The organism is Pseudonocardia autotrophica, from assembly GCF_003945385.1.
GTDB lineage: Bacteria > Actinomycetota > Actinomycetes > Mycobacteriales > Pseudonocardiaceae > Pseudonocardia > Pseudonocardia autotrophica.
Genome location: NZ_AP018920.1, coordinates 5,354,605 through 5,377,260, shown reverse-complemented (window position 1 = coordinate 5,377,260; position 22,656 = coordinate 5,354,605). Strand labels below are relative to the sequence as shown.

Annotated in this window: 22 protein-coding genes; 13 read left to right on the top strand and 9 right to left on the bottom strand. The window is 70.4% G+C overall.

All coding sequences use genetic code 11. The features are described from left to right. Nucleotides 1-70: 70 nt before the first annotated feature. Both Pdca_RS37110 and Pdca_RS25140 read left to right on the top strand, forming a co-directional pair. Nucleotides 71-571: an aldehyde dehydrogenase family protein gene (locus Pdca_RS37110; RefSeq protein WP_232021183.1), complete on the top strand. Its 501-nt coding sequence runs from the start codon at nucleotides 71-73 to the stop codon at nucleotides 569-571. Next, the gene (locus Pdca_RS25140) at nucleotides 529-1,557 is read left to right on the top strand and encodes an aldehyde dehydrogenase family protein (protein WP_232021182.1); all 1,029 of its coding nucleotides are present in this window, start codon (nucleotides 529-531) and stop codon (nucleotides 1,555-1,557) included. Before Pdca_RS37110 ends, Pdca_RS25140 begins: the two co-directional genes overlap by 43 nt. Nucleotides 1,558-1,597: 40 nt before the next feature. Here Pdca_RS25140 and cynS read toward each other — a convergent pair whose 3' ends face one another. Further along, nucleotides 1,598-2,041: a cyanase gene (gene cynS, locus Pdca_RS25135; protein WP_232021181.1), complete on the bottom strand. Its 444-nt coding sequence runs from the start codon at nucleotides 2,039-2,041 to the stop codon at nucleotides 1,598-1,600. A gap of 5 nt (nucleotides 2,042-2,046) precedes the next feature. Next, nucleotides 2,047-3,207 (bottom strand): NAD-dependent formate dehydrogenase, encoded by a 1,161-nt coding sequence (locus Pdca_RS25130; RefSeq protein ID WP_085916279.1) that lies wholly within the window; start codon nucleotides 3,205-3,207, stop codon nucleotides 2,047-2,049. Nucleotides 3,208-3,453: 246 nt separating this feature from the next. Here Pdca_RS25130 and Pdca_RS25125 point away from each other — a divergent pair, with 246 nt between their 5' ends. Together Pdca_RS25125 and Pdca_RS38090 are read left to right on the top strand one after the other, a co-directional pair. Next, nucleotides 3,454-4,143 carry a M24 family metallopeptidase gene (locus Pdca_RS25125; RefSeq protein WP_085916293.1) on the top strand — a complete coding sequence of 230 codons (690 nt, stop codon included), beginning with the start codon at nucleotides 3,454-3,456 and terminating at the stop codon, nucleotides 4,141-4,143. Nucleotides 4,144-4,185: 42 nt separating this feature from the next. Continuing rightward, nucleotides 4,186-4,428, top strand: coding sequence for an amino acid kinase family protein (locus tag Pdca_RS38090; protein ID WP_125911689.1), 243 nt, complete (start codon nucleotides 4,186-4,188; stop codon nucleotides 4,426-4,428). 97 nt (nucleotides 4,429-4,525) lie between these two features. Here Pdca_RS38090 and Pdca_RS25115 read toward each other — a convergent pair whose 3' ends face one another. Further along, nucleotides 4,526-5,095: a PadR family transcriptional regulator gene (locus tag Pdca_RS25115; protein ID WP_158092336.1), complete on the bottom strand. Its 570-nt coding sequence runs from the start codon at nucleotides 5,093-5,095 to the stop codon at nucleotides 4,526-4,528. Nucleotides 5,096-5,614: 519 nt separating this feature from the next. Here Pdca_RS25115 and Pdca_RS25110 point away from each other — a divergent pair. Genes Pdca_RS25110 through Pdca_RS25100 form a run of 3 tightly spaced genes read left to right on the top strand, consistent with a single transcriptional unit; the run spans nucleotide 5,615 to nucleotide 9,353 of the window. Continuing rightward, complete coding sequence (locus Pdca_RS25110; protein WP_085916281.1) at nucleotides 5,615-6,208, top strand: (2Fe-2S)-binding protein; 594 nt, start codon at nucleotides 5,615-5,617, stop codon at nucleotides 6,206-6,208. Next, entirely contained in the window at nucleotides 6,205-7,227 is a 1,023-nt protein-coding gene (locus tag Pdca_RS25105; protein WP_085916282.1) for an FAD binding domain-containing protein, read from the top strand. Before Pdca_RS25110 ends, Pdca_RS25105 begins: the two co-directional genes overlap by 4 nt. Beyond that, nucleotides 7,224-9,353 carry a xanthine dehydrogenase family protein molybdopterin-binding subunit gene (locus tag Pdca_RS25100; RefSeq protein WP_085916283.1) on the top strand — a complete coding sequence of 710 codons (2,130 nt, stop codon included), beginning with the start codon at nucleotides 7,224-7,226 and terminating at the stop codon, nucleotides 9,351-9,353. Before Pdca_RS25105 ends, Pdca_RS25100 begins: the two co-directional genes overlap by 4 nt. Nucleotides 9,354-9,459: 106 nt before the next feature. On the opposite strand, the gene Pdca_RS25095 is transcribed toward Pdca_RS25100, so the two are convergent. The 4 genes from Pdca_RS25095 to Pdca_RS25080 all read right to left on the bottom strand — a co-directional run bounded on the left by Pdca_RS25095 (nucleotide 9,460) and on the right by Pdca_RS25080 (nucleotide 13,608). Continuing rightward, a complete protein-coding gene (locus Pdca_RS25095; protein ID WP_085916284.1) occupies nucleotides 9,460-10,113 on the bottom strand; it encodes a TetR/AcrR family transcriptional regulator in 654 nt (217 codons plus the stop codon). 155 nt (nucleotides 10,114-10,268) lie between these two features. Continuing rightward, the gene (locus Pdca_RS25090; protein WP_085916285.1) at nucleotides 10,269-11,168 is read right to left on the bottom strand and encodes a beta-keto acid cleavage family enzyme; all 900 of its coding nucleotides are present in this window, start codon (nucleotides 11,166-11,168) and stop codon (nucleotides 10,269-10,271) included. Between the two features lie 27 nt (nucleotides 11,169-11,195). Then, entirely contained in the window at nucleotides 11,196-12,602 is a 1,407-nt protein-coding gene (locus Pdca_RS25085) for an MFS transporter (protein WP_158092337.1), read from the bottom strand. Nucleotides 12,603-12,723: 121 nt separating this feature from the next. Further along, entirely contained in the window at nucleotides 12,724-13,608 is an 885-nt protein-coding gene (locus Pdca_RS25080) for an aldolase/citrate lyase family protein (RefSeq protein ID WP_085916287.1), read from the bottom strand. A gap of 141 nt (nucleotides 13,609-13,749) precedes the next feature. Between Pdca_RS25080 and Pdca_RS25075 the strand changes: the two genes are divergently transcribed. The 3 genes from Pdca_RS25075 to Pdca_RS25065 all read left to right on the top strand — a co-directional run bounded on the left by Pdca_RS25075 (nucleotide 13,750) and on the right by Pdca_RS25065 (nucleotide 18,190). Next, nucleotides 13,750-14,979, top strand: a complete 1,230-nt coding sequence (locus Pdca_RS25075) for a helix-turn-helix domain-containing protein (RefSeq protein WP_085916288.1) — start codon at nucleotides 13,750-13,752, stop codon at nucleotides 14,977-14,979. A gap of 404 nt (nucleotides 14,980-15,383) precedes the next feature. After that, nucleotides 15,384-16,571, top strand: a complete 1,188-nt coding sequence (locus Pdca_RS25070; protein ID WP_408635018.1) for an IS701 family transposase — start codon at nucleotides 15,384-15,386, stop codon at nucleotides 16,569-16,571. 398 nt (nucleotides 16,572-16,969) lie between these two features. Next, nucleotides 16,970-18,190, top strand: a complete 1,221-nt coding sequence (locus Pdca_RS25065) for a hypothetical protein (protein ID WP_125911548.1) — start codon at nucleotides 16,970-16,972, stop codon at nucleotides 18,188-18,190. A 123-nt stretch (nucleotides 18,191-18,313) separates the two neighbouring features. Here the strand turns inward: Pdca_RS25065 and Pdca_RS25060 are convergent, their stop codons facing one another. Continuing rightward, entirely contained in the window at nucleotides 18,314-18,673 is a 360-nt protein-coding gene (locus tag Pdca_RS25060) for a nucleotide pyrophosphohydrolase (protein WP_085915918.1), read from the bottom strand. A 241-nt stretch (nucleotides 18,674-18,914) separates the two neighbouring features. On the opposite strand from Pdca_RS25060, the gene Pdca_RS25055 reads away from it, so the two are divergent. The 3 genes from Pdca_RS25055 to Pdca_RS25045 all read left to right on the top strand — a co-directional run bounded on the left by Pdca_RS25055 (nucleotide 18,915) and on the right by Pdca_RS25045 (nucleotide 21,341). After that, on the top strand, nucleotides 18,915-19,787 hold the full coding sequence (locus Pdca_RS25055) for a haloalkane dehalogenase (protein ID WP_218031430.1): 873 nt from the start codon (nucleotides 18,915-18,917) through the stop codon (nucleotides 19,785-19,787). Continuing rightward, on the top strand, nucleotides 19,780-20,421 hold the full coding sequence (locus Pdca_RS25050; RefSeq protein WP_085915916.1) for a TetR/AcrR family transcriptional regulator: 642 nt from the start codon (nucleotides 19,780-19,782) through the stop codon (nucleotides 20,419-20,421). The genes Pdca_RS25055 and Pdca_RS25050 overlap by 8 nt, the downstream gene beginning before the upstream one ends. 206 nt (nucleotides 20,422-20,627) lie before the next feature. Beyond that, complete coding sequence (locus Pdca_RS25045) at nucleotides 20,628-21,341, top strand: DUF998 domain-containing protein (RefSeq protein ID WP_085915915.1); 714 nt, start codon at nucleotides 20,628-20,630, stop codon at nucleotides 21,339-21,341. 60 nt (nucleotides 21,342-21,401) lie between these two features. Here the strand turns inward: Pdca_RS25045 and Pdca_RS25040 are convergent, their stop codons facing one another. Next, on the bottom strand, nucleotides 21,402-22,631 hold the full coding sequence (locus Pdca_RS25040) for a cytochrome P450 (RefSeq protein WP_085915914.1): 1,230 nt from the start codon (nucleotides 22,629-22,631) through the stop codon (nucleotides 21,402-21,404). Nucleotides 22,632-22,656 lie beyond the last annotated feature (25 nt).

Below are 22,656 nucleotides of genomic sequence, written 5' to 3'. Positions count from 1 at the left end.
ATTCCGCATCAGCGGATATCCGACGTCCCCGTGGCGGCCCCGCGCGCCAGCCACCCACGAGGAGCACCCCATGACTCTCGGCAGTGACATCCGCGTGCCGCTGAAGCACCTCGACCGCTTCTTCGTCGACGGTCGGTGGGTCGCGCCGTCGACCGGGGCGATGATCGATGTCATCGAGCCGGCCACCGAGCAGCTCTACTACCGGGTCGCAGAGGCTCGGGCGTCCGATGTCGACCGGGCGGTCGGCGCGGCCGCGACGGCGTTCCACGACGGACCGTGGCCGCGGATGAGTCACGCGGAGCGGGCCGGCCATCTGCGCGCGCTCGCGGAGGGCCTGCGCCGGCGGGTCGGCGACGCGAGTGAGATCTGGCCACGTGAGTCCGGCGTGCTCCACGCGGCGGCGCAGGCGAGCCTGGGTGCGATTCCGAAGGTCTACGAGTACTACGCCGGTCTCGCCGAGACCTTCGACTGGACCGAGCGCGCCGAGTCGGCGATGGGCGCGTTCGCGCAGATCGTGAAGGAGCCCCCGTGGGCGTGGTCGGCGCGATCGTCCCGTGGAACGCGCCGATGAACCTGATCACCTGGAAGCTCGCGCCTGCACTGATCGCGGGCTGCACCGTGGTCCTCAAGCTCTCACCGGAGGCCCCCGGAGCCGGATACCTGGTGGCCGAGGTCGCCGAGGAGATCGGGCTCCCGCCCGGGGTGGTCAACGTGCTCACGGCGGACCGCGAGGTGTCGGAACTGCTCGTCCGGGATCCGAGGGTGGACAAGATCGCCTTCACCGGCTCCACCGCGGCCGGTCGCCGGATCGCCTCGATCTGCGGCGAGCGCATCGCCCGCTGCACCCTGGAACTCGGCGGGAAATCGGCCGCCGTGATCCTCGACGATGCCGACCTCGACGCCGCGGCCGCCGCGTTGGCGCGGGCCGAGTGCTATCTGTCCGGGCAGGTCTGCTCGTCGCTGACCCGCATCGTCGTCACCCGGGACCGGCACGACGAGCTCGTGGAGGCGCTCGCCGCCCGCTTCTCCGCGATCGCCGTCGGCGACCCGTTCGACGCCGCGACACAGATGGGGCCGTTGGCGGTCCGGCGCCAGCGGGACCGGGTCGAAGGGTTCATCGCCACCGGGATCGACGAGGGTGCGCGGCTCGTGACCGGTGGAGGCCGGCCGAAGCACCTGGACCGGGGCTGGTTCGTCGAGCCGACCGTCTTCGCCGACGTCGACAACTCGTCGACCATCGCCCGTGAGGAGATCTTCGGGCCGGTGCTCTCGGTCGTCCCGGCGGCGGACGAGGACGATGCCGTCCGGATCGCGAACGACACGATCTACGGGTTGAACGCATCGGTGTTCACCCCCGACGTCGCCCGCGCCCGCGCCGTCGCAGGGCGGATCCGGTCCGGGACCGTCGGACACAACGGCTTCCGGACCGACTTCAGTGTCGGCTTCGGCGGGTTCAAGCAGTCCGGGATCGGTCGCGAGGGCGGTGTCGAGGGGTTGCGGTCCTACCTGGAGAACAAGACCGTCATTCTCGACGGGGTGCCGGAGAACGAGCGGTGACCAGCCCGGGGCCCGGCCGCCGGCCGGGCCCCGGGTGCCCTCACCACGTCCGGTAGGGGAGGAACTTCCCGTTCAAGGTGATCACGACGCGGTCGCCCTTCGGGTCGGCTTCGCGCCTGAGGCCCAGTTCGAAGTCGATCGCGGACACGATCCCGTCGCCGAACTCCTCACCGACGAGCTCGGCAATGGTGGCCCCGTACACCTGGACGACCTCGGTCAGCCGGTAGACGAGCGGATCGGTGGTGTCGGCCGCGTCGGCCCCCCGCTCGGGCGGCAGCGTGAGAGCGTCGATCACATCGGGGGCGAGTTCCAGCAGCCCGCCCGCCGCGGCGGCCTGGTCGGCGGTCAGGGTCTGTTGGCCGAGTAGAGCAGACGTCGTCCACTCCGTCGATCGTCCGACCTCGTCGGCGATCGTCGCCCAGCGCAGCCCGAGTCGCCTCTTCGCGTCGAGTACGGCTCGGCGGGCGTCGATGCGGGTGGGCACCACCGTCACCCCTTCGCGCTGTAGGAGTGGGCGCCGGTGCCGGCGAGCCTGCCACCGTCGACGATCAGGTACTCGTCCCGGATCGGGCTGCCGGCGAAGAAGGACTCGAGGATCTCCCGGGTGCCGGCGGCATAGCGTGCCTGCGCCGAGAGGGTGGAGCCCGAGATGTGCGGCGTCATGCCGTGGTGCGGCATCGTCCGCCAGGGGTGGTCGGCCGGTGCCGGTTGGGGGTACCAGACGTCGCCGGCGTACCCGGCCAGCTGCCCGCTCTCCAGCGCGCGCACGATCGCATCCCGGTCGACGATCAGCCCGCGCGCTGTGTTGATCAGATACGCGCCCCGGCGCATGGTGGCGAGCAGATCGTCGTCGAAGAGGTTGCGCGTCTCGTGGTGCAGCGGTGCGTTGATCGTGACGACATCGCAGTGCGGGACCATCGAGCGGGCATCCGGGTGGTAGGTCAGGTTCAGCTCCCGCTCGACCTCGGCGGGCAGACGGTGGCGATCGGTGTAGTGCAGCCGGACATCGAACGGAGCCAGGCGCCGGAGCACCGCGAGGCCGATCCGCCCGGCAGCGACGGTACCGATGTCCATGCCCTCGACGTCGTACGCGCGCTCGACGCAGTCGGCGATGTTCCATCCGTCGTCGAGCACCCATCGGTGTGAGGGCAGGTAGTTGCGCACCAGGGAGAGGATCATCATCACCACGTGTTCGGCGACGCTGATCGAGTTGCAGTACGTGACCTCGGCGACCGTGACGCCGTGCTCGATCGCGGCATCGAGATCGACGTGGTCCGAGCCGATGCCTGCGGTCAGTGCGAGCTTGAGGTTCGGCGCCTTGGCGATCCGCTCGGCAGTCAGGTAGGCGGGCCAGAAGGGCTGCGAGATGACGACGTCGGCCTCGGGCAGGCGGCGCTCGAACTCGGAGTCCGGCCCCTCCTTGTCGGACGTGACGATCAGGGTGTGGCCGTGGCCCTCCAGGAAGCTGCGGAGCCCGAGCTCGCCGGACACGCTCCCGAGGAGTTCGCCCGGGGTGAAGTCGATCGCCGACGGCGTCGGCAGCGTCTGACCGCCCGGGTAGCGCTCCAGCTGGGGGAGCCCGTCACGTGCGTAGGTCGTCGGGTAACCACTGACGGGATCGTCGTAGAGCACACAGAGAATGGTGGCCATCGCTCCTCCTCGAGCCGGGCTGTGATTCCGTGTTCACGGTTCTCCGATCGAGGACCATCCGCAATCGCGGTGGAATGAGCGTTCTGGATCGAGTCATCGACGACGTCGATCGTTGCGCGTGGCCGCGTGTACCCGGCCGGCAGTCGACCGTGCGGCATGGACCGGACTCGTGGCAGTGTCGTCGGTGACCCGCTCGTGCGGGGGCGAGCCCGTGTTGCTCACGCAGATGCGGAGATGGGAGTGGCGATGACTGCCGCCGAACAGACGAGGATCGACGCGTTGCGCGCGGCCGAGGAGAAGGCCGGGGTGTTGTTCGAGACCGCGGTCGGCCGTGGGCTGATCGTCCCGGGGGCGACGGAACGGGAGGTCTCCGACGGCATCCGCGACCTCGCCGGCGAGCTGTTCGGGATCCACCGGTTCTGGCACAAGCGCATCGTGCGATCGGGTCGGAACACGGTGTCGCCGTACCGCGAGAACCCGCCCGACCTGACGATCGCCGCCGACGACATCGTCTTCGTGGACTTCGGGCCGATCTTCGAGGAGTGGGAGGCCGACTTCGGGCGCACGTACGTCGTCGGGGCCGACCCGGCCAAGCACCGGCTCGCCGCGGACCTCCCGAGGCTGTGGGAGGACGGGCGCAGGCGGTTCCGCGAGCAGGACGACATCACCGGCGAGGAGCTGTACCGGTACGTGCTCGGCCGGATCGCCGAGGCGGGCTGGGAGCACCCGGAGACCCATGCGGGGCATCTCGTCGGCGAGTTCCCCCACGAGCGGATCGAGGGTGACCAGAGGGGCAGCTACATCACCGACGGCAACACGGCGCCGCTGCGCCGCACGGGGCCGTCCGGCCGCGCGTGCCACTGGATCCTGGAGATCCACATCGTGGACCCGGCCGGCGGGTTCGGTGGCTTCTTCGAGCAACTGCTGGACATCTGAGCGGGCTGACCCAGGTGTCAGCGAGCCCCGCAACTCGATCGGCTGGACCGCGCCGGGACGATCACGCCGCAGCGCACCGACACCGGTGCGCTGCGGCTCGCCGACGCCTGGGGTGCGGCATCGCTGACCTACCTGCGGGATGTGCCCGGGATCCTCGACGGCGACACGCCCCTGCGGGAGGTGAACGCTGCCGAACTCTCGCGAAACCTGCGGCAGACCGGCCGATCGACGCGGAGACGGTGGCGACGCTGCAGCGGGCCGAGCATGTCCGGTCGGTGCAGGTGATCGACGGAACGACGTCGGGGAACCTCACCGCCGCCCTCGCGGGCCGGCACGTGGGGACCGCCGTCTCGGCCTGACCGGGCGAGCGGTGCTGACGGGGTCAGTTCGGGTCCGCTGATGCGGGCCGCCCGGCGTCTCGCTCGTCGTCCGCAGTGGCTCGGGCGAGCGACTCCCAGAACCTGGCTGCGGCGTCGTCGAGCTCGTGGGCGAGCCGCCGGACTTCCCCGAAGCCGGCCGGTTCCGCTCCGGGAGGGTGGTCCCGACCAGTCCGGTCGCGGTACATCTCGACGCGCTCGATGGCGAGTCGGTGCATGCGGACCCGGTCGGCCGGGCGGGTCCGTGGGTCCAGCAGGCGCAGCTTCGCGAGCGCCGGGTCGCGCCACTCCGAGTCCCCGGTTCGTGGGTCGTCGAGCCAGCAGGTCAGGTGGGTCCGGCCGTCCGGGGTCAGACTGTAGCGCCGCCGGCGACGACCACCGGACTCAGCAGAGACCGCGAGCAGGCCGTGCTCGGCGAGCCGGGCGGTCTCGTCGTAGATCTGGGAGTGCGGCTGCGGCCACCACGATCCGATCGAACGACCCAGTTCGGTCTTGATCCGGTAGGGCGTGCAGATCTCGTGCTCGGCGACGATGCCGAGCACGAGGTAGGACAGTGTGGACAGTCGTATCGTCACCAAGCCGTCTGTCCGGGGTCGGCCCCTGTCGTGGACCGACGGAGGCACCCTCTCGGGAGTCGGCACCGGTTCACACCTCCACAGCTAGTCACAATGAGACTAGTGGTGGCCCCGGGGTGTCGGCCAGGCGCGGCGGGGTCTCGCGAGTCTTCCAGTGGATCTCGTCGTGCCCGGCGGCCTGGCGAGTCGTGGGAGACGTCGCGGTCCCGGTTCCGGGTGAGCCGGGGCGGGAGTGTCCCGCCGGTGTGGCACGGAGAACGGGTGCGCGCCGGAGCTCGTCGATCTCGGACGGACCGGGGAGGGCGACGGGGTTGTCGAGCGCCCCGGTCGCGAGCCGGTGCCCGGGTGTCGCCGTCGTGGCTGCTGCCGAGCCTGCCCCGGAGGTTGCTCGGACCGCCATCGGCCATGGGGTCGGCACGTTCCGAGTCGCTTGACTCGCATCTCGCTCCGTCGTAGCTTGTTGTGAGGCGATCCAATCGACTCGCATCCTGGGAGTGCCTGATGTACGAGAGACCGACAATGAGCAGGACGACGACCGTGCCGCTCGTCGTCAACGGTGAACAGTGCGAGCCGGAGGTGGACAACCGGCGTACCTTGCTCGATCTCCTCCGCACCTCGCTGGGACTGACCGGAACGAAGAAGGGATGCGACCACGGCCAGTGCGGAGCCTGCACCGTGCTGGTCGACGGCGAGCGTCAGCTCAGCTGCCTGCGTCTGGCGGTCACCGCCGCCGGCTCGCGGATCACCACCATCGAGGGCGTCGCCGACGAGGTTCCCGGGGCGCGGCGGCTGCAGGACGAGTTCGTCGCCCGGGACGCCCTGCAGTGCGGGTACTGCACGCCGGGCCAGATCTGCTCGGCGCTCGGGGCGTTGACCGAGGCCGATCGGGGCTGGCCCAGCCACGCGTCGGCGAACCCGGCCACGCACCCCCGGGACCGTGGTGACCTGACCCGCGACGAGCTCCGCGAGCGCCTGAGCGGCAACCTCTGCCGCTGCGGCGCCTACCCGCGGATCGTCGACGCCGTGCACGCGGTCGCCGCCGGGAGCCCGGAGGCCGGAAACCCGCAGACCGGAAACCCGCAGACCGGGAACCAGGACGGAGCCCACCGGTGAGGACCTTCGATTACGCGCGGCCCTCGACGGCGGGGGAGGCCTCCGCCCTCGTCGGCAGCAGCGGCGGGACAGGCTGCTTCATCGCCGGCGGGACGAACCTCGTCGACCTGATGAAGAACGGTGTGACGGCGCCGGAGCTGCTGGTCGACGTCCGTGACGTGACTTCCCAGGACGTCGTGAGCCGCTCGGACGGCGCGCTGACCATCGGCGCGGCGACGACGAACGCCGCGCTGGCGGCTCATCCGGCCGTTCGCCGGCACCATCCCGTGCTGGCCGAGGCCGTACTCGCCGGCGCGTCGGGACAGATCCGCAACGTGGCCACGGTGGGAGGGAACCTGCTGCAGCGCACCCGGTGCGGATACTTCGCCGACATCACCAAGCCGTGCAACAAGCGGGAACCCGGTTCGGGCTGCCCCGCGGTCGCCGGGCACCACCGGGATCTCGCCGTCATCGGTACCTCGGACCACTGCGTGGCGAGCAATCCGGGCGACATGGCGGTCGCACTGGCCGCGCTCGACGCGACGGTGCACGTCCGCTCGGCGACGGGCCCGACCCGCACCCTCACGCTGGACGAGCTCTACCGGCTCCCCGGTGACGAGCCGCAGCACGATGTCACGCTCGCCGCCGGTGACCTGATCACCGCCGTCGACGTCCCCCCGCCGCCCCCCGGGCGGATGCGGTACCGGAAGGTCCGCGACCGTGCCTCCTACGCCTTCGCGCTGGTCAGCGTGGCTGCGGTCCTGGAGGTACGGGACGGTCTGATCACCGGTGTCCGGCTCGCGTTCGGCGGCATCGCGCCGCGCCCGTGGCGGGCCCGGCGTGCGGAGTCCGAGCTGCTCGGCCGCACCCCGGCAGCGGAGGTGATCGATGCGGCCGTCCGCGCCGAGTTCGCCGGCGCCCGCCCGCTCGCCGGCAACGCATTCAAGATCGACCTCGCCGTCTCGACGGCGATCGGTGTCCTCGGCGATCTCGCCCGCGACACCGGCGGCGACAACCGGAACGGCGAGGAGGAGCGATGACCGCAGGCAATACGGTCGCCCGCGTCGACGGCCCCGAGAAGGTCACGGGACGCGCGCGGTACGCGGTGGAGTACCAGCTGCCCGGGACCGCGTACGCGTGGCCGGTCGGCTCGACCGTCGCCGCGGGGACGCTGCGCTCGGTCGACGTCGAGGCGGCGCTGGCCGTGCCCGGTGTCGTGGCGGTGCTGACCCACGACAACGTCGTCCGGCTCGACCCTGCGGGCCCGATCTCCCCCGCGCACGGCGCGGCGGTCCCGGACCTGCTGCTCCTGCAGGACCGCGAGATCGTCTTCCGGGGGCAGATCGTGGCGGCGGTGATCGCCGAATCGGCCGAGGCCGCCCGGGAGGGTGCATCGCGGGTCGAGGCCACCGTCGACGAGCGGCCCGCGTCGCTGCACCTGTCGGTGGGTGACCCCGGAGCGGTCGTCCCGGAGATGACCAACGACCTGAGCCCTGGACGCACCGCGCGCGGCGACGCCGACGCCGAGCTCGCGGCGGCGCCCGTCCAGCTCGACCTGTGCTATGACACGGCGGCGCAGTTCGCGATGCCGATGGAGCCGCACGCCGCGACCGCGACCTGGGACGGCGACCGGCTGACCGTGTACTGCTCGGACCAGGGTCCGAACTGGACCGCGGTCACCCTGGCCGGCCTGCTCGGTCTGCCGGAGACCGACGTCGAGGTGGTGGCCGACTACGTCGGTGGTGGTTTCGGCTCGAAGGCTGCACCCCGTCCCCCGATCATGCTCGCGGTGCTGGCGGCGAAGCTGGTCGGACGGCCGGTCGCGGTCGCGCTCGACCGGCCGCAGTCGGCACCGCTGGCCACGTACCGCAGCCCCTCGCGGCAGCGGGTGCGGATGGGGGCGACGGACGACGGCCGGATCACCGCGCTGATCCACGAGGTGACCGGCCAGACGTCCCGGCTGATCCCCTACGTCGACCAGACCGCGACCATGTCCCGCACCCTGTACGACGTGCCGCACGTGCGGACCGTGTCGTCGACCCTGCCGCTGGACGTCGCCACACCCGGCTGGGTGCGCGCCCCGGGAGAGGCGCCCGGCATGTTCGCCCTGGAGTCGGCCGTCGACGAGCTCGCCGTTCACCTCGGTATCGACCCCGTCGAGCTGCGGGCGCGCAACGAGCCGGCGGTCGACCCCGGGACCGGGTACCCGTTCAGCAGCCGCCGGCTGGTCGACTGCCTGCGCCACGGCGCGGACGCCTTCGGCTGGTTCGAGCTCTCGGCGGGCCCGTGGGAGAGCGCGCACGGCCGTTTCCGGCACGGGGTCGGGGTCGCCGCAGCGTCCTACCCTGTGATCATCTTCCCGTCCCGGGCGAGCGCCTCGATCGACGCTGCGGGCACGGTCGTGGTCGAGATCGCCGCGGCGGACATCGGGACGGGCGCGCGCACGGTCCTGCACCAGCTGGCCGCGGAAGCGCTGGATCGTCCGATGTCGTCGATCGAGCTGCGGATGGGACGCTCGTCGGGCCCCGCGGCGCCGTTCGCGGGCGGCTCGATGGGCACCGGCTCGTGGGGCTGGGCGGTGCAGGGAGCCTGCGAGGCGCTGACGAAGGAACTCGCGACCGCGGGCGGCCGGGTGCCGGCCGAAGGGCTGCGCGTCGTGCACGACACCACGGCCGACGTGGGCGCGCTGGGGGCCTACAACCGCCACAGTTACGGCGCGCAGTTCGCCCAGGTCCGGGTCGATCGCTTCACCGGCGAGACCCGCGTCGAGCGCCTGCTGGGCGTGTACGCCGCGGGCCGGATCGTCAACCCCGCCACGGCGCGGTCGCAGGTCGTCGGCGCGATGACGATGGGGCTCGGCATGGCGCTGATGGAGGCCGGGGAGACCGACGAGGTCCTCGGTGGCTGGGCGACGCAGGACCTGGCGAGCTACCACGTGCCCGCGCACGCCGACGTCGGCGACCTCGACGCGGTCTTCCTGCCGGAGCGCGACGAGCACATCGGTTCCGTCGGCGGCAAGGGCGTCGGCGAGATCGGGATCGTCGGCGTCGCCGCGGCGATCACCAACGCTGTCGCGCACGCGACCGGAGTCCGTGTCCGCAGCCTTCCGGCCACGCCCGACAAGCTGCTGCCCGGCCTGCTCGACCCGGCGGCCCCCCGCCGGTGAGACGGGGCCGCTCGCGCAGCTGTGCCGGCTGCGCGAGCGGCTCGGCGATGTGGTTGGTTCCTCCGGCTTCTGCGACCACCGGCGACCACCGGCGACGAGCTCGCCGCTACGGCCGGGCCCAGGTGCGCCCGTAGCGGGCGACCATGGTCTCGACGGCCTCGTCGACGGTGTGCCGGATCGCGGCGGGCTCAGGATCCCAGTCGACGAGCAGCAACCTCGGCCAGAGCACGAAGTTCGAGATCATGCCGAGAAAGTGCGTACAGGCCGTGTCGGCATCGTCGATGGCGGCGGTGCCCGCGTCGTGCTCGGTCTTCAGGTAGTCGCGGACCGAGGCGTAGTACGGCATCTTCCCGACGTCGAAGTAGGCGCGGCTGAGCTCCGGGAACCGTGGCGTCTCGGCGATGACGATGCGGTACAGGTCGACCATGTCGGGGCGACAGAGCAGGTCGGCGTAGCGGGTGCCGAGGACCCGCAGGCCTGCGCGGAGGTCGCCGCTGTCCGGCGGCTCGGCGCCGTCGTCGACGCTCCAGGTGGCGGTGACCATGGCGTCGAACAGCTCGGCCTTGGTCGGGAACTGCTTGAACAGCGTCGAGCGTGAGACGCCTGCCTCGACGGCCACCTTGGCCAGCGACGTGCCGCTGTAGCCCTGGGCCAGGAACAGCCGGGTGGCGGCGCCGAGGAGCGCGCTGCGCTTCTCGGCGGCCAGCTGCCGATGGTAGTGCGACAGGTTCGGCGAAGCTCCCGATGCTCGGTCACTCATTCGACCATCATGCACGGCTCCGGGGTCGAGGTCGAGCCGATCGACTCACCTCTCCGGCGCTCGCCGGACGGGTAGTCGGGTGCCGCGCCGGGCCCGATGGCCCGGCGCGGAAACGGTCAGTTGGCATACCGGGTCATACCGGGGTCACGGCGTGGTCATGCCGTGGGCGTGCTGGTGCGGCCGCGAACGCCCAGCATGGTCCTCGCCTCCTGGGGCGTGGCGATCTCGCGTCCGGCTGCGCGGGCCATGGCCGCGACCTGCTCGACCAGCTCGGCGTTGGTCGGGCGCCCACTTCCGGCGTGGTGGTAGTCGCCCAGGCCGACGACGACGTGGCCGCCGTGCTCCAGCACGTGCGGGAGGAGATCGAGCACACTGGCCCCGACCAGGCGGGCGGCCCAGTGCAGCGGCAGGCCGGTCGGCAGCAGCATCAGGTAGGCGTCCAGACCGGCGCGGGTGCCGGGGTGGTTGCTGAACACGCGGCCCTCGGACAGGGCCAGGTGCATCCACGCCGGCGCGTCGAGGTGCCCCATACCGTGCAGGATCTCGATCAGACGCAGCTGGCCGGCGTTCCAGACGGTCAGGTTCGGGATGATTCCGAGTTCGCGCATCCCCACGGCGAGGTAGCGCAGGGTACCGGTGGAGTTGACGTACACCGCGTCCGTGGTCGCGAAGTCCCGGCCGTCGCGGGTCAGCAGATCCATGTTGCTGCTGCCCATGTCCAACGGCGCGAAGTCGGGCGTCAGCTCGTCGGCGGACAGTCGCCGCATCGGGTCCAGTCGCACACCGGGGTCGCTGCCCTGCCGGTTGGCGCTCAGCGAGGTGTGCACGAGAACGTCGGAGGCGGCCCGTACCAGCGACACCCCCGCACGCAGGGTGTCGTAGTCCAGGTCGGGTGCACCGTCGGCGGTGCGCGGATGGAAGTGGTAGATCGCGGCTCCGGCCGCGCGGCACGCCGCGGCGTCGGCGCCCAGCTCGTCGGGGGTGAACGGAACGTGCGGGTTGTCCTCCCGCGGTTCGTACTCGTTGGCGGCGACCTCGATGACGAGCTTGTCCATGGTGTCCTCCTGGTGGATCGGTGGGGTTCAGGTGTGTGCGGCCGGGCGGTCGGCGGTGTCCTGCGTGGAGATGGTCTCCAGCGACCGTCGGGTGGTGCGGGGGCCGAACAGGGCGACGAGGCCGCCCATGGCGACGAGGCCCAGGCCGAGCAGCAGATAGAGCGGGCCGGGACCCCACGCGCCGTAGAGCGCTGCGACGGTCAGCCCGGACACCACCCCGGCGACCCGGCCGACGCCGTTGACGCAGCCGGCGCCGACCCCGCGGACCTCGGTGGGGAACACCTCGGGGATGTAGGTGTAGAAGCTGGTGCTCGCCCAGGACAGCCCGACACCCACGAGCACCCCGGTCACGACGGTCAGCACCGGGTCGGTCGTGTAGCCGAAGGCGATCAGGGCGCCGCCGGACACGGTTCCGGCGATCAGGAGGGCCGAGCGCCGCTCGATGCGGTCGGCGACGAGGAACAGCAGCAGCGGCGCGACGAGCGGCGCGGCGGCGATCAGCACGGCCGCGCTCGGCACCTCGGTCTGGCCGCCACGGTCGGCGAGCACCGTGGGGAACCAGGACAGGAAGCCGTAGAGACAGAAGATGAGCAGCGCGAACGACCCGCCGAGCACGATCAGACGATGCCGGTAGATCGGGTCGAGCAGGTCGCGGACACTGCCCACCGGCACGGCTGTCGGCTCGGGTCCGGCCGGGGGCAGCGGGGTCCGGGCTGCCCGCTCCAGCCGGTCCACGACCGCCTCCGCCTGCTCGGTGCGACCGTTGGCCACCAGCCACCGCACGGTCTCCGGCAGCACGGCGGCGACCACCACCGCGATGACCAGACCGGCGGCGCCCATGACGAACACCCACCGCCAAGCGCCCGGCCCCTGCGGCGCGATCGCCGCGGCCAGTACCGCCGCGAGCGGGGCGGCCACCGATCCGCAGAACGTCATGACGGTGAAGAACCGCCCGCGGGAGAGCCGGGGGAACATCTCACTGAGGTAGACCATGAGCACTCCGGTGGCCGCCTGCACGCCGACCCCGGTCAGCACGCGTCCGACGAGCAACACCTCGTAGTTCGGAGCGACCGCCGAGAGCAGCGATGCCAGCGAGTAGAACACCGAGCTGCCGATCAGCACCGTGCGTCGGCCGACGCGGTCCGACAGCCGGCCACCGAACACGGCGCCGACCAGCATGCCGAGGAACACCGCGGAGGTGATGGCCCCGACCTGGCCGAGGGTGAGGCCCCACTCGGCGCGGACGGCGGGGGCGAGGTAGGCGAAGACGACGTTGTCGAAGTTCTCCACCAGGTAGGCGGCTCCGAGGACGATGACCCACACGACGTGGTGGCGGCCGGCGGGGATGCGGTCGAGCCGGCTGACCGGACCCGGGGGAGCCGGAGGTGTCGGGGGTGTCGGGGAACCGGGGTCGACGCCGTTCGATGTGCTCACGGGAACCTCCTCGACCCCGCGCGGCGCGGTGGTCGACGTCGTTGTCCGTCCCGCGCGAACGCGCAGGGACGAGAGGGGCGGCTGGGCAGCGTGTTTCAGCGGGGGTGGTTCAGGGGGTGGTTCAGCGGGCGGCCGCGTGCTCGCGCAGCCGTCGGGCCAGGTCCTCGTCCCACGCCGGCAGGGCGAGGAAGTCGAACCCCTCGTCGACGGCGGAGAACGGGTCGGCGGATCCGGCCGCGCCGACCGCGACACCGGCGGCGTGTCCCGCCGCGACGACCTTCCTCCGGTAGGGACGCAGGTCCGGGTGGTCGATGTCCCAGTCGCGCAGCCCGAGGCTCACCGATCCGTCGCCGGGGCCCCAGAGCAGTGCGCCGAGCCCGGGCACGGCCAGCAGGTCGTCGACGGCATCCCAGGCGTCGCGGCTCTCCGCCAGCGCGAGCAGGGCGAGCTCGCCGCCGGGCACCGCAGGCCACAGATCCGCGCGGGTGAAGTACTCGCCGACGTCGGTCAGACCCCAATAGCGCATCGCTCGGGCCGGCAGGGCGCTGCGGGCGCCGCCGGTATCGGCGCTGCCGGCGGCGGCCGGGTAGCGCATCGAACGGACGGCGGCCCGGATGTGGGCGGGCGCGGTGACATGCGGCACGACGAGCCCGAACGCGCCCTGGTCGAGTACCTGCTTGGCCATCCAGGAGCTGAACTCCGCACCCTCGGACGGGATGCGCACGATGGGTGTGGCTGCGGCCGGGGTGCGCCCGGCGGTGCGCCTGCTGAGCAACCACTGCAAGGTCTGTTCCAGCTCGGGGAACGAGAACCCGAGGTGCTCCATGTCGACGATGACGAAGTCGGCGGTGGAGTCACCCACCCGCCGCGCCTCCTCGAAGTCGCCCACCTGGACCCAGGACCCGATGGGGAACCGTTGCTCGTGCAGGGCGGCAGCCAGCCCGTTGAGACGTGGCCCGTCCGCCCGGGTGGTGGGCGACGGGGTGGGGCGGGGGGTGTGGGCCACGGCGTCCTCCGGGCTGGGTGGGGTGGGGCTCGAACGCTAAGGAGCCACGCCCGTCGCAGCCGAGCTACGGCTGTAGCGCTTGGCGTCCCGATCCGGCGACAATCGTCGTCCGACGGGCTCGGCGAGTGAGGAGTGGCGCCGGTGGACCACCTGTTCCAGGAGCTGGTCGACGACCTGTTCCACACCTTCGGCACCCCGGCCACGCTGCTCGACGCCCGGGACCGGGTACTCGCCTTCTCGGACCAGCCTCCCGAGCTCGCCGACCCGGTACGGCGGCGAGTCCTGTTGGTCCACGACGTCGACACGGACGTCAGCCGGGCGGTGGTGCGCCACGTCAACGATGCCGCCCGGCGAGCCGACGGCATCGTCCGGATCCCGGCCGCCGCGGAGCTGGGTCTCTACGAGCGGATCGTCGCTCCGCTGCAGGTGCGCGGCACCGCCGTCGCCTACGTCTACCTCGTCGATCCCGGCCGGCGCGTCGCCGCGGCGGATCTGGCGGCCTTCGCCGCGTCGTTCGCGGCGGTGGCCACGCAGGTCGAGCTCCACCGCCTCGCCCGCGACCGCGTCCGGGCCGCCGTCGGCGGGCTGCTCAGCGCCGACGAGGAGGAACGTCACGTAGCCGCCGACGCCCTGGAGCAGAGCAGTACCGCCTCCCTCCAGCCACCGGTCCGCGCGGTCGTCATCGGCGCCGACCGGCCGCTGCGCGACGTTCCGGCCGGCTACTGGAACCGGTTGCTCGGCCATGACGTGGTGTGGACCGAGCTCGCCGGGCGGGTGGTAGCCCTGCTCGGTGACGGCGTCCCCGGCCGGAGTGCGGCGCTGGCCGCCGCTGTGACAGCGACCGGGCCTGCGTCGACATCGGCGGCCGGTGGCGCTGCGGCTTCCGGGCGCGGTGTGCCGGGGCTCGGTCGACCGGTCCTCGTGGCCGGGATGGGCGACGTCGTCGCCGACCTGATCGAGGTGGCCCGTTCGCACCGGCAGGCGGTGCGGGCGTGGCGGTGGGCGCGGTCGGAGGCCACCACCGAGCGGGTGGGGGTCTGGGCGGACCTGGGTGCCTGGCGGGCTCTGCTCACGCTCGACCCGCGAGACGCGCGGGACTCGGTCGATCCGCGGGTGCGGCGTCTGACCGAGCGGGAGTCGACCACCGACCTGGCGCTGCTGCGCCGGTTCCTCGAGCGCGACGGCGACGTCGCGGCCCTCGCCCAGGATCACCATCTGCACCGGGCCACCGTCGACAGCCGGCTACGACGACTGCAGGACCGGTACGACCTGCGGTGGGACGACAGCGACGACCGCCTGGCCACGGTGCTCGGCGTACGGCTCGCGCAGCTCGAGCGCGCCGGCGCCGGTACGGCGCCCGTCGAGTCGTAGCGGTGAGCGGCGGACTCGGCAGGCGCTCCGCCGGCCGAGTCGACAGCCTGCGTCGGCGGTGGCCGATCGCCGACGAGTGCGGCGTCCGGTCGCCCGGGCAACCGATGTGCGTCGGCTCCGGTGACCGCGCGGGCGGGCCCGTCCGGAAAATCGTATGTGCGGGCTTGCTGCCTACTTCGACAAGCTCGACCTGGCTGAGGCGACCGCGCACGAGATGGCGCTTGCCGCGGAGCGGGCGGGGAAACATGTTCAGCTGGGACGTGCTGCCGTTTCGACCGCTCATCGACGACCTGTTTGACATGGAGTGGTGCTCCATCGGCCCGTTGATCGAGACGCCTAATACTGCAACGGCGTTTCGACGTGTCGTGAGAGGCTGATCCGGGTTCGGCGGTGATGATCGCCGGGTGGTGGATCTTGCTGGATGGGTAGCGGCGTTGGACCAGGTCATCGCGTCGATCGGGCCGCGGTTCTTCCGTCGTGAGCCCCGCGCGCGGGCCGGGGCGTATGTGCGCGGCCTGCTGGCCGGGTTGGAGCGCAAGAACGGGTGGACTCTGGCCGAGCATGCGGGGGCGGTCTCGCCGGACGGGACGCAGCGGATGCTGCGCATCGCTGACTGGGACGTCGACGGGGTCCGCGACGACGTGCGCGACTACGTCCTCGACGCCCTCGGCGACCCCGCAAGTGAGGTGTTCGTGGTCGACGAGACCGGGTTCATCAAGAAGGGCCTGCGTTCGGCGGGAGTGCAACGCCAGTACACCGGTACCAGCGGCAAGGTCGACAACTGTCAGCTCGGGGTGTTCCTGGCCTATGCCAGCTCGAAGGGGCGGGCGTTGATCGACCGCGAGCTCTACCTGCCGACCTCGTGGACCGAGGACCGGGACCGCTGCGCCAGAGCTGACGTGCCCGATGAGGTCGGGTTCGCCACGAAGCCCCAGCTCGGGCTGGCGATGCTCGCCCGCGCCCACGCCTGCGGGGCCCTCACACCCCGCTCGTGGGTGACCGCCGACGAGATCTACGGACAGAATCCGACCTTCCGCACCTGGCTGGCCGACCGGGAGATTCCGTTCGTGCTGGCCACTCGCAACGACGACGTCCTGACCAGCCCGGACGGGCATCGCCGCCAGGCCAAGGTCCTCGCCACGATCGCCGGCGCCCGCGACCCCGACACCGGCCGCAGCGGGTGGGAACGGCGCCAGGTCGGCGCGGGTGCGCACGGAGAGCGGATCTATGACTGGACCACCGTCGCCCTCGACCCGGCCGGCCTGCCCCACGGGTGGGGGCACTGGCTGCTCGTGCGCCGCCAGACCGAACCCGGGCAGGGCAAGACCACCCGGGAGCTGGCGTTCTACCGCTGCGCCGCCCCCGCGGCCACGCCGCTGCGCGAGCTGGTCCGCGTCGCCGGCGCACGCTGGGCGATCGAGGAATGCTTCCAGACCTCCAAGAACGAAGCAGGCCTCGACCACTACCAAGTCCGCTCCTACCGAGCCTGGTACGCCCACATCACACTGGCCATGCTCGCCGCCGCCTACCTGTCCGTCACCCGCGCACAGGAGGCCGAAAAGGGGGATCTCCAGCCGAGCGGACCGGGCTGATCCCGCTGAGCGGCAACGAGATACGGCGTCTGCTCGCCACCCTCATCCTCACCCCAGCCGCCTGCCTGGCCAGCACACTCGCCTGGTCCACCTGGCGCCGACGACGCCAGCACCAGGCCCGGACCTGCCACTACCGCCGCCGCGGCCAACGCCCACCAGCCTGACAAAACGCCGTTGCAGTACTAACCGTGGTCCTTTGATGACGATCTCTTCGGTGGTTTCGTCTCGGTGAACGTCGAGAACTCGCTCGTCGTCTTGACGGAATTCATCAATGTCGCCCGACGGGCTTCAGCTCGACCGGGAGTATGTGTCTCGACCGATAGGCTTTGGGCTGGTCGCGCCCGTTGGGGCGTGTATTCTCGGGCGAGTGTTCGACTGGTGCGGGAGGTTCTGGCTCGATGCTACTCACAATAGCTGCATTAATTGATGCCCTGCTGGCGTTGGCCGCCTCGTTGACTGTCGGTTTGATCTTCGCTGCCGCAATCTTCAATTCGGCAAAGTGTTTCGTCATTCAGTCCATGCTTCCTGATCGCAGACAGAGTGGTCGCAGTGTCACCCTCGGGGCGACGTTGAAGAGATATTTGCGAGCCTTCGGGGACGTCGTCTTGAGGGTTGCTCTGACAACTGGTGCGCTGGTGCTCATCTCGCGGGCCCTTCTGTGGGGTGGTGTCTCGGTCGCGGTATTGCCACCCCTCTTTCTGGCGGTGTCGCTCGCTTCGTACACCCTTCTGTCTACGATTGTCGTCGTAGTAGTCTTCAGGTATCGATATAAATTCTGGATCAGAGGCCATGGCTTGTGTGATGGGGTTGGTCCATGGTCGAACCTGGAAGAGAGTGTGGATTTCAAGGAGCGGGTTGCGTACGTAATATCGAAACTCCTGGCTATGGTAGCGGCTATTGTTATGGGGACACTCGGGTCCATTCTCGTGGCTCCGATCGATATCCGCACCGTGTCTGTGACTGCAGATCTGGAGGTTCTGGCTCCCGAGGTCGTACTGGCTACGTCTATTCTTGCGTGTCTCCTTTTCGGTGCACTTGCTGCCCGCTTTTTGTCGATTCCGCAGTACGGGTTGATCTACTCTGGGGCGGAGAAGCTGAGAGATGGCCTGGACGGGTACCTGGAAGGTGGGCGTGATATTTCCTTCCGTGGAGCCCAGTGGCCTTCCGGGAGGAATAGGGCGGTAATTGTGCTCTCTCGGCTCTTCCTGCGGAGTGTCGAGTCAGTTTCTTCACGGTTTCCGACTGGCTCTGCTGAAGTGTTCTACGCAAACTCGCGTAGAATTTCAGGCGAGTTGGTTCAGATGGCAAGCGGGGATGCTCGGGAGTACAGTGAGCCTCGATTCTTGAACCTGATTCGCGGAATGCTGTACGTAGCCGTTAGTTCTGACCCGGTCGGATCGTCGTCTCGGGTGGTCGAAGATCTTGATATTGGCAGTAACTACCAGTCTTTTCCGCATACCGCAGGTGATCGAATTGTTCGTCGTCTCGGGCTGATTTTGAACTCGCGTGCGCTTGCGCTCTTCGGGAAGAGCTACGGGGCCATATTGGCGGTCCTGGCGGTCTTGTTCGTGGGTCCTGCGCGTACTATCGAGTGGCTGATGTCGACTTTTAAACCCTGACGGTGATAATGTCGAGTGGGATTTCGAGGTGCCTCGACATCTCACTGCGTCATCGTAAGCAGCTACTGCCGGCCGTTGGCTTTGCTCCGCTGCTGGCAGTGTTTTTCGGTCGCCGGCGGCGGCCTATGTCCGTGGCAGCTCGGTGTACTTCGCGGCGCTGCCCTTGGAGTGGGCAACGGGGTACCGGTCCTCGTTCCGCGTGACCTTGGCGTGGGCCTGCTCCACCGGATCGATGCCACAGACCTGGCTGAAGCGGATCAAGTAGATCAGGACATCCGCCACCTCGTCCGAGAGACGGGATCGCAGATCGTCGCTGATGCCGGCGGCCAGCTCGCTGTCGGTCTTCCACTGGAGCTCGGCCGCGAGCTCTCCGACCTCGCCTGCGAGCGCGAGTGCGAGCCCTCTCGGTGTGTGGAACCGGCCCCAGTCACGGGCGTCCGTGAACTTCTCGATCCGATGTGCAAGATCGTCGAGGTCGCGCATTTTCCGAGGGTATCGGCCTGGCTGCCTCTCGCACTCGATCATCGCGTCGGTCCGGATGCCCACCCCGACCCTCGGCGCTGCCCCGACGTCGGCGAGCCGTGTGCCGTCGTCCCTCCGGTCCTGCGCTCCGGGCTCGAGAGCTACGGCGGACAGCGGCCCGAGTCGATCACTTGACCGATCGACCAAGAGATATTGACCGTTCGGTCAAGTAGTTCGAATGCCCTGCTCGGGAGGTTTCGACGTGAATCGAGTTGTGTCCGCGTGGTCCAAGAAGTACCTGCAGGTGCTCGGTCACCGGATGGCCTACGTCGAGCTGGGCGAGGGGAGCCCGATCGTCTTCCTGCACGGGAACCCGACGTCGTCGTTCCTGTGGCGTGACATCGCACCCGGGCTGGCGTCCCGCGGGCGGTGCATCGTCCCCGACCTTATCGGGATGGGCGACTCGGAGAAGCTCCCGGACCCCGGTCCGGGGTCGTACCGCTTCGTCGAGCACCGGGCCCATCTCGACGAGATGCTGTCGCTGCTCGGTGTCGAACGCGACGTCGTCCTGGTGGTGCACGACTGGGGATCGGCCCTGGGCTTCGACTGGGCACGACGCAACGCCGAGCGGGTCCGCGGGATCGTGCACATGGAGTCCCTGGTGTGTCCGATGACGATGCAGGAATGGCCGCCCCGCACCGTCTTCGAGGCACTCCGCTCGGCCGACGGGGAGAGCATGGTGCTGGAGCACAACGTCTTCGTCGAGAAGATCCTGCCTCGCTCGATCCTCCGGGAGCTGACCGAGGAGGAGATGGCCGAGTACCGGCGCCCGTTCGCGAACCCCGGTGAGGATCGTCGGCCCACGCTGACGTGGCCGAGGGAGGTGCCGCTGGACGGCCGGCCCGGCGACGTCGTCGAGATCGTCGCCGCGTACTCCGCATGGCTGGCCGGGTCGCCGATCCCGAAGCTCCTCGTCTCGGCGGAGCCGGGCGCCATCCTGACCGGCCGGATGCGGCAGCTCTGTCGGACCTGGCCGAACCAGCGCGAGGTGAGTGTGCGGGGCAGTCACTTCCTACAGGAGGACTCGCCGCGCGAGATCACGGCCGCCATCGCGGAGTGGCTTGACGATGTCTGACGGACCGGAGCCCGTGCAGGAAGACGGCCGTCCCGGCGCGACGGTCGTGCCGACCCGCGAGCGCATCATCCGGGCTGCGGCGTACCTCTTCCTCGCCCGGAGCTTCCACGCCGTCGGAGTCGGCGACATCTGCGAGCGGGCGCAGGCCAGGAAGGGGAGCTTCTACCACTTCTTCCCGTCGAAGGACGCTGTGGCTGTCGCGGTCGTCGAGCACCACGAGGCGGCACTGTGGACACTGCTGGACGAGCAGGAGCGGGCTGCGAGGGGACCGGTCAACAAGCTGCGGGCGACCCCCGAGGTGACCCGGATCGCGCACGAGGGGCTCCGCCGGTCGTTCGGCCGGCCGGTGGGGTGTCCGCTGGGGAGCCTGGCGGTGGAGCTGGCGACGACTCCGGGAGCCGCCGGTCGGCGGGCGGCTCAGGCCCTGCAGACGTGGGAGGCCCGGATCCACGAACACTGTCTGGACGCGGCCGAGGTCGGTCTGCTCGCCGACGGCGTGGACCCGGATGACCTGGCGCGCAGCGTCATGGCGACGATGCAGGGCATGTTGCTGATGGCGAAGGTGTCGGACTCGCCCGTCGAGACCGTTGCCCGCGCCATGACCGCTGCGATCGACCGCGGAGTCCGGAGCTGAGCGCTGGGCTGCGCCGGCTCCCGACCTGGACGCGATGGCAGGGGCAGAAGCGACCGGTTCGCCGTGCCGACGTCGCAGGTCTCGGTGAGGGCCGCCGAGTTCGGGTTCGTCCTCGGCCCGTGAGCGGCCCCGTCGGGTGTACCGCAACCGGGTCGATCGTTCGAAAGACAGACGACGGCCACGCCGGGGGCGGCGACCGTGGTGCGGTGAGCTCCTACTCGATCGGGCGCGAGCCCGGGCCGCTGATGAGCCGTGGGGACGTCCGCACACGTATCGGGCTCGTTCTGCTCGCGTTGCAGGTGCTCTACCTGCCGCTGGAACTGTTCGTGGTGAGCACGGTGCGGGTGCCGTACAGCCTGGTGGAGAACACCATCAGCGAGCTGGGCGCGGTGACCTGCGCCGAGTACGTCCACCCTGGTGGTGTGCTGGCCGTCTGCTCCCCGTGGCACGCGGTGATGAACGGCGCTTTCGTGATCTTCGGGGTTCTCATGATCGCCGGAGTGGTGCTCGCCCGCCCGGTCCTCCGGGCCGGCCGGCTCGGCGCGGTCGCGGTCGGGCTGTGGATCGTCACCGGGCTGGGTTCGATCGGGACCGGCCTGGTGCCGCTCGACGTGTCGGTCGACCTCCATCTGCTCGTGTCCAACCCCGTCGCCGTGGCACAACCGGTCGCGCTGTTCGTCACGGCGCCGGCATTGCCGCGGCCGAACCCCGTCGGCGTCACGTCCGGGATCGGTCTCGCTCTCGTCGCGGCTGTGGCCACCGTCGTCTTCCTGGGCGGTGGCCTGCCGGAGATGAGCGGACTCCTCGAGCGACTGGTTCTGTGGCCGGCCACCCTCTGGCTCGGCGCCGTCGCTCTGCTCCTGTTGTGCAGTGACACCTCTCGACCCGAATCCAGTGCCCGTTCGGCGGGTGTCACCTGAGCCGGTGGGGGTGGTGTATATCGGTGACGTTGGTAGGCCCGGAGATCCTGCTGTCGCTCGTCAGGCCCACGTCGCGTGAAGCTCGCGAGCCCCTCGAAACAGCCAGCCCGACGGCGTCGGCGGGCGGTCGGGGTCCAGTCGAATGTCGGGGAAGGCTCGGAAGAGTTCCTCGAGGGCTATGCGGGCGACCTGGGGTGCGTAGGCACTACCCACGCAGCTGTGCCGCCCGGTCCCGAACGCCAGGTTCGGATGCCGCGCCCGGTCGAGGTCGTAGACGGTGCCGTCGTCGAACTCGGTCTCGTCGACGTTCGCGGAACCGTAGACGAGCCAGAGGTGATCACCAGCTCTGACCGCGGCCCCGCCGAGCAGGAGGTCACGGGCGGCGGTGCGGGAGGCTCCACCGTAGAGCGGGCTCATCCACCGCAGCCCCTCGGCGATCGCCTTCCCCAGGAGCGCCGGGTTCTCGACCACACGGTGCAGTTGTTCCGGACGGGTGCTCAACCCGAGGAAAGTCGCCCCACACGCGTGACCGGGCTCCTGCAATCCGCCCAGGAACAGAACCAGAGTCGTCGGCAGGAGGTACTCGACATCTCGCATCTTCCCCTCCGGGACACCGGCGCGGAAGAACTGCGCGACCGGACCGTCCGTCGGGATCCGCCGTTCCTGCGTGTGCAGCGCGGTCAGATAGGCGCGAACCTCCTCGCGTACGAGGTCCGCGTCGTCGAAGCCGTGCGGGTCCAGGAAATCGCCGTTCGGGTCGGTGGTGTTCGCGGCCCCCGCGGCGAGGGTGTGGAACCAGCGCTGGAGGGTGGCCGCGTCGAGATCCCGGAACCCGAGTGCGTCGGCAACGCTGAGGACACTGACCGGTTCGAAGTAGTCGTGCATCAGTTCGCCACCGGTGGCCGAGGCGAGCCTCGTGCACTGCTCACGTGCCAGTGGCCGGATCCGCTCCTCCAGCCGGTCCTTGAACACCCGTGGCTGGAACTGGCCTCCCGCCGCAAGACGGAGGTCGGCGTGGGTCTCACCCTCGGCCCCCAGGATGAGCGGGAGGCCGAACAGTCGTGCTTCCATCGCGTCGGTACCGCCGGGGAAGTCCTCGGCGTTCGCCGCCACCTCGCGACACAGTGCCCAGCTGCTGACCAGCCACGCACCCAGTGCCGGGACCCAGGCGACCGGCGCCTCCCGGCGCAGTCGCCCGAACACCTCGTCGGTGTGGTCGTCCAGCTGCGCGACGGTGAGATCGCGCAGCCAACCCGGAGTCTGGCGATCGTCGTCGATCCGGTGGTCCATCTGCTTGTCCTTTCGGGCGTGGTCG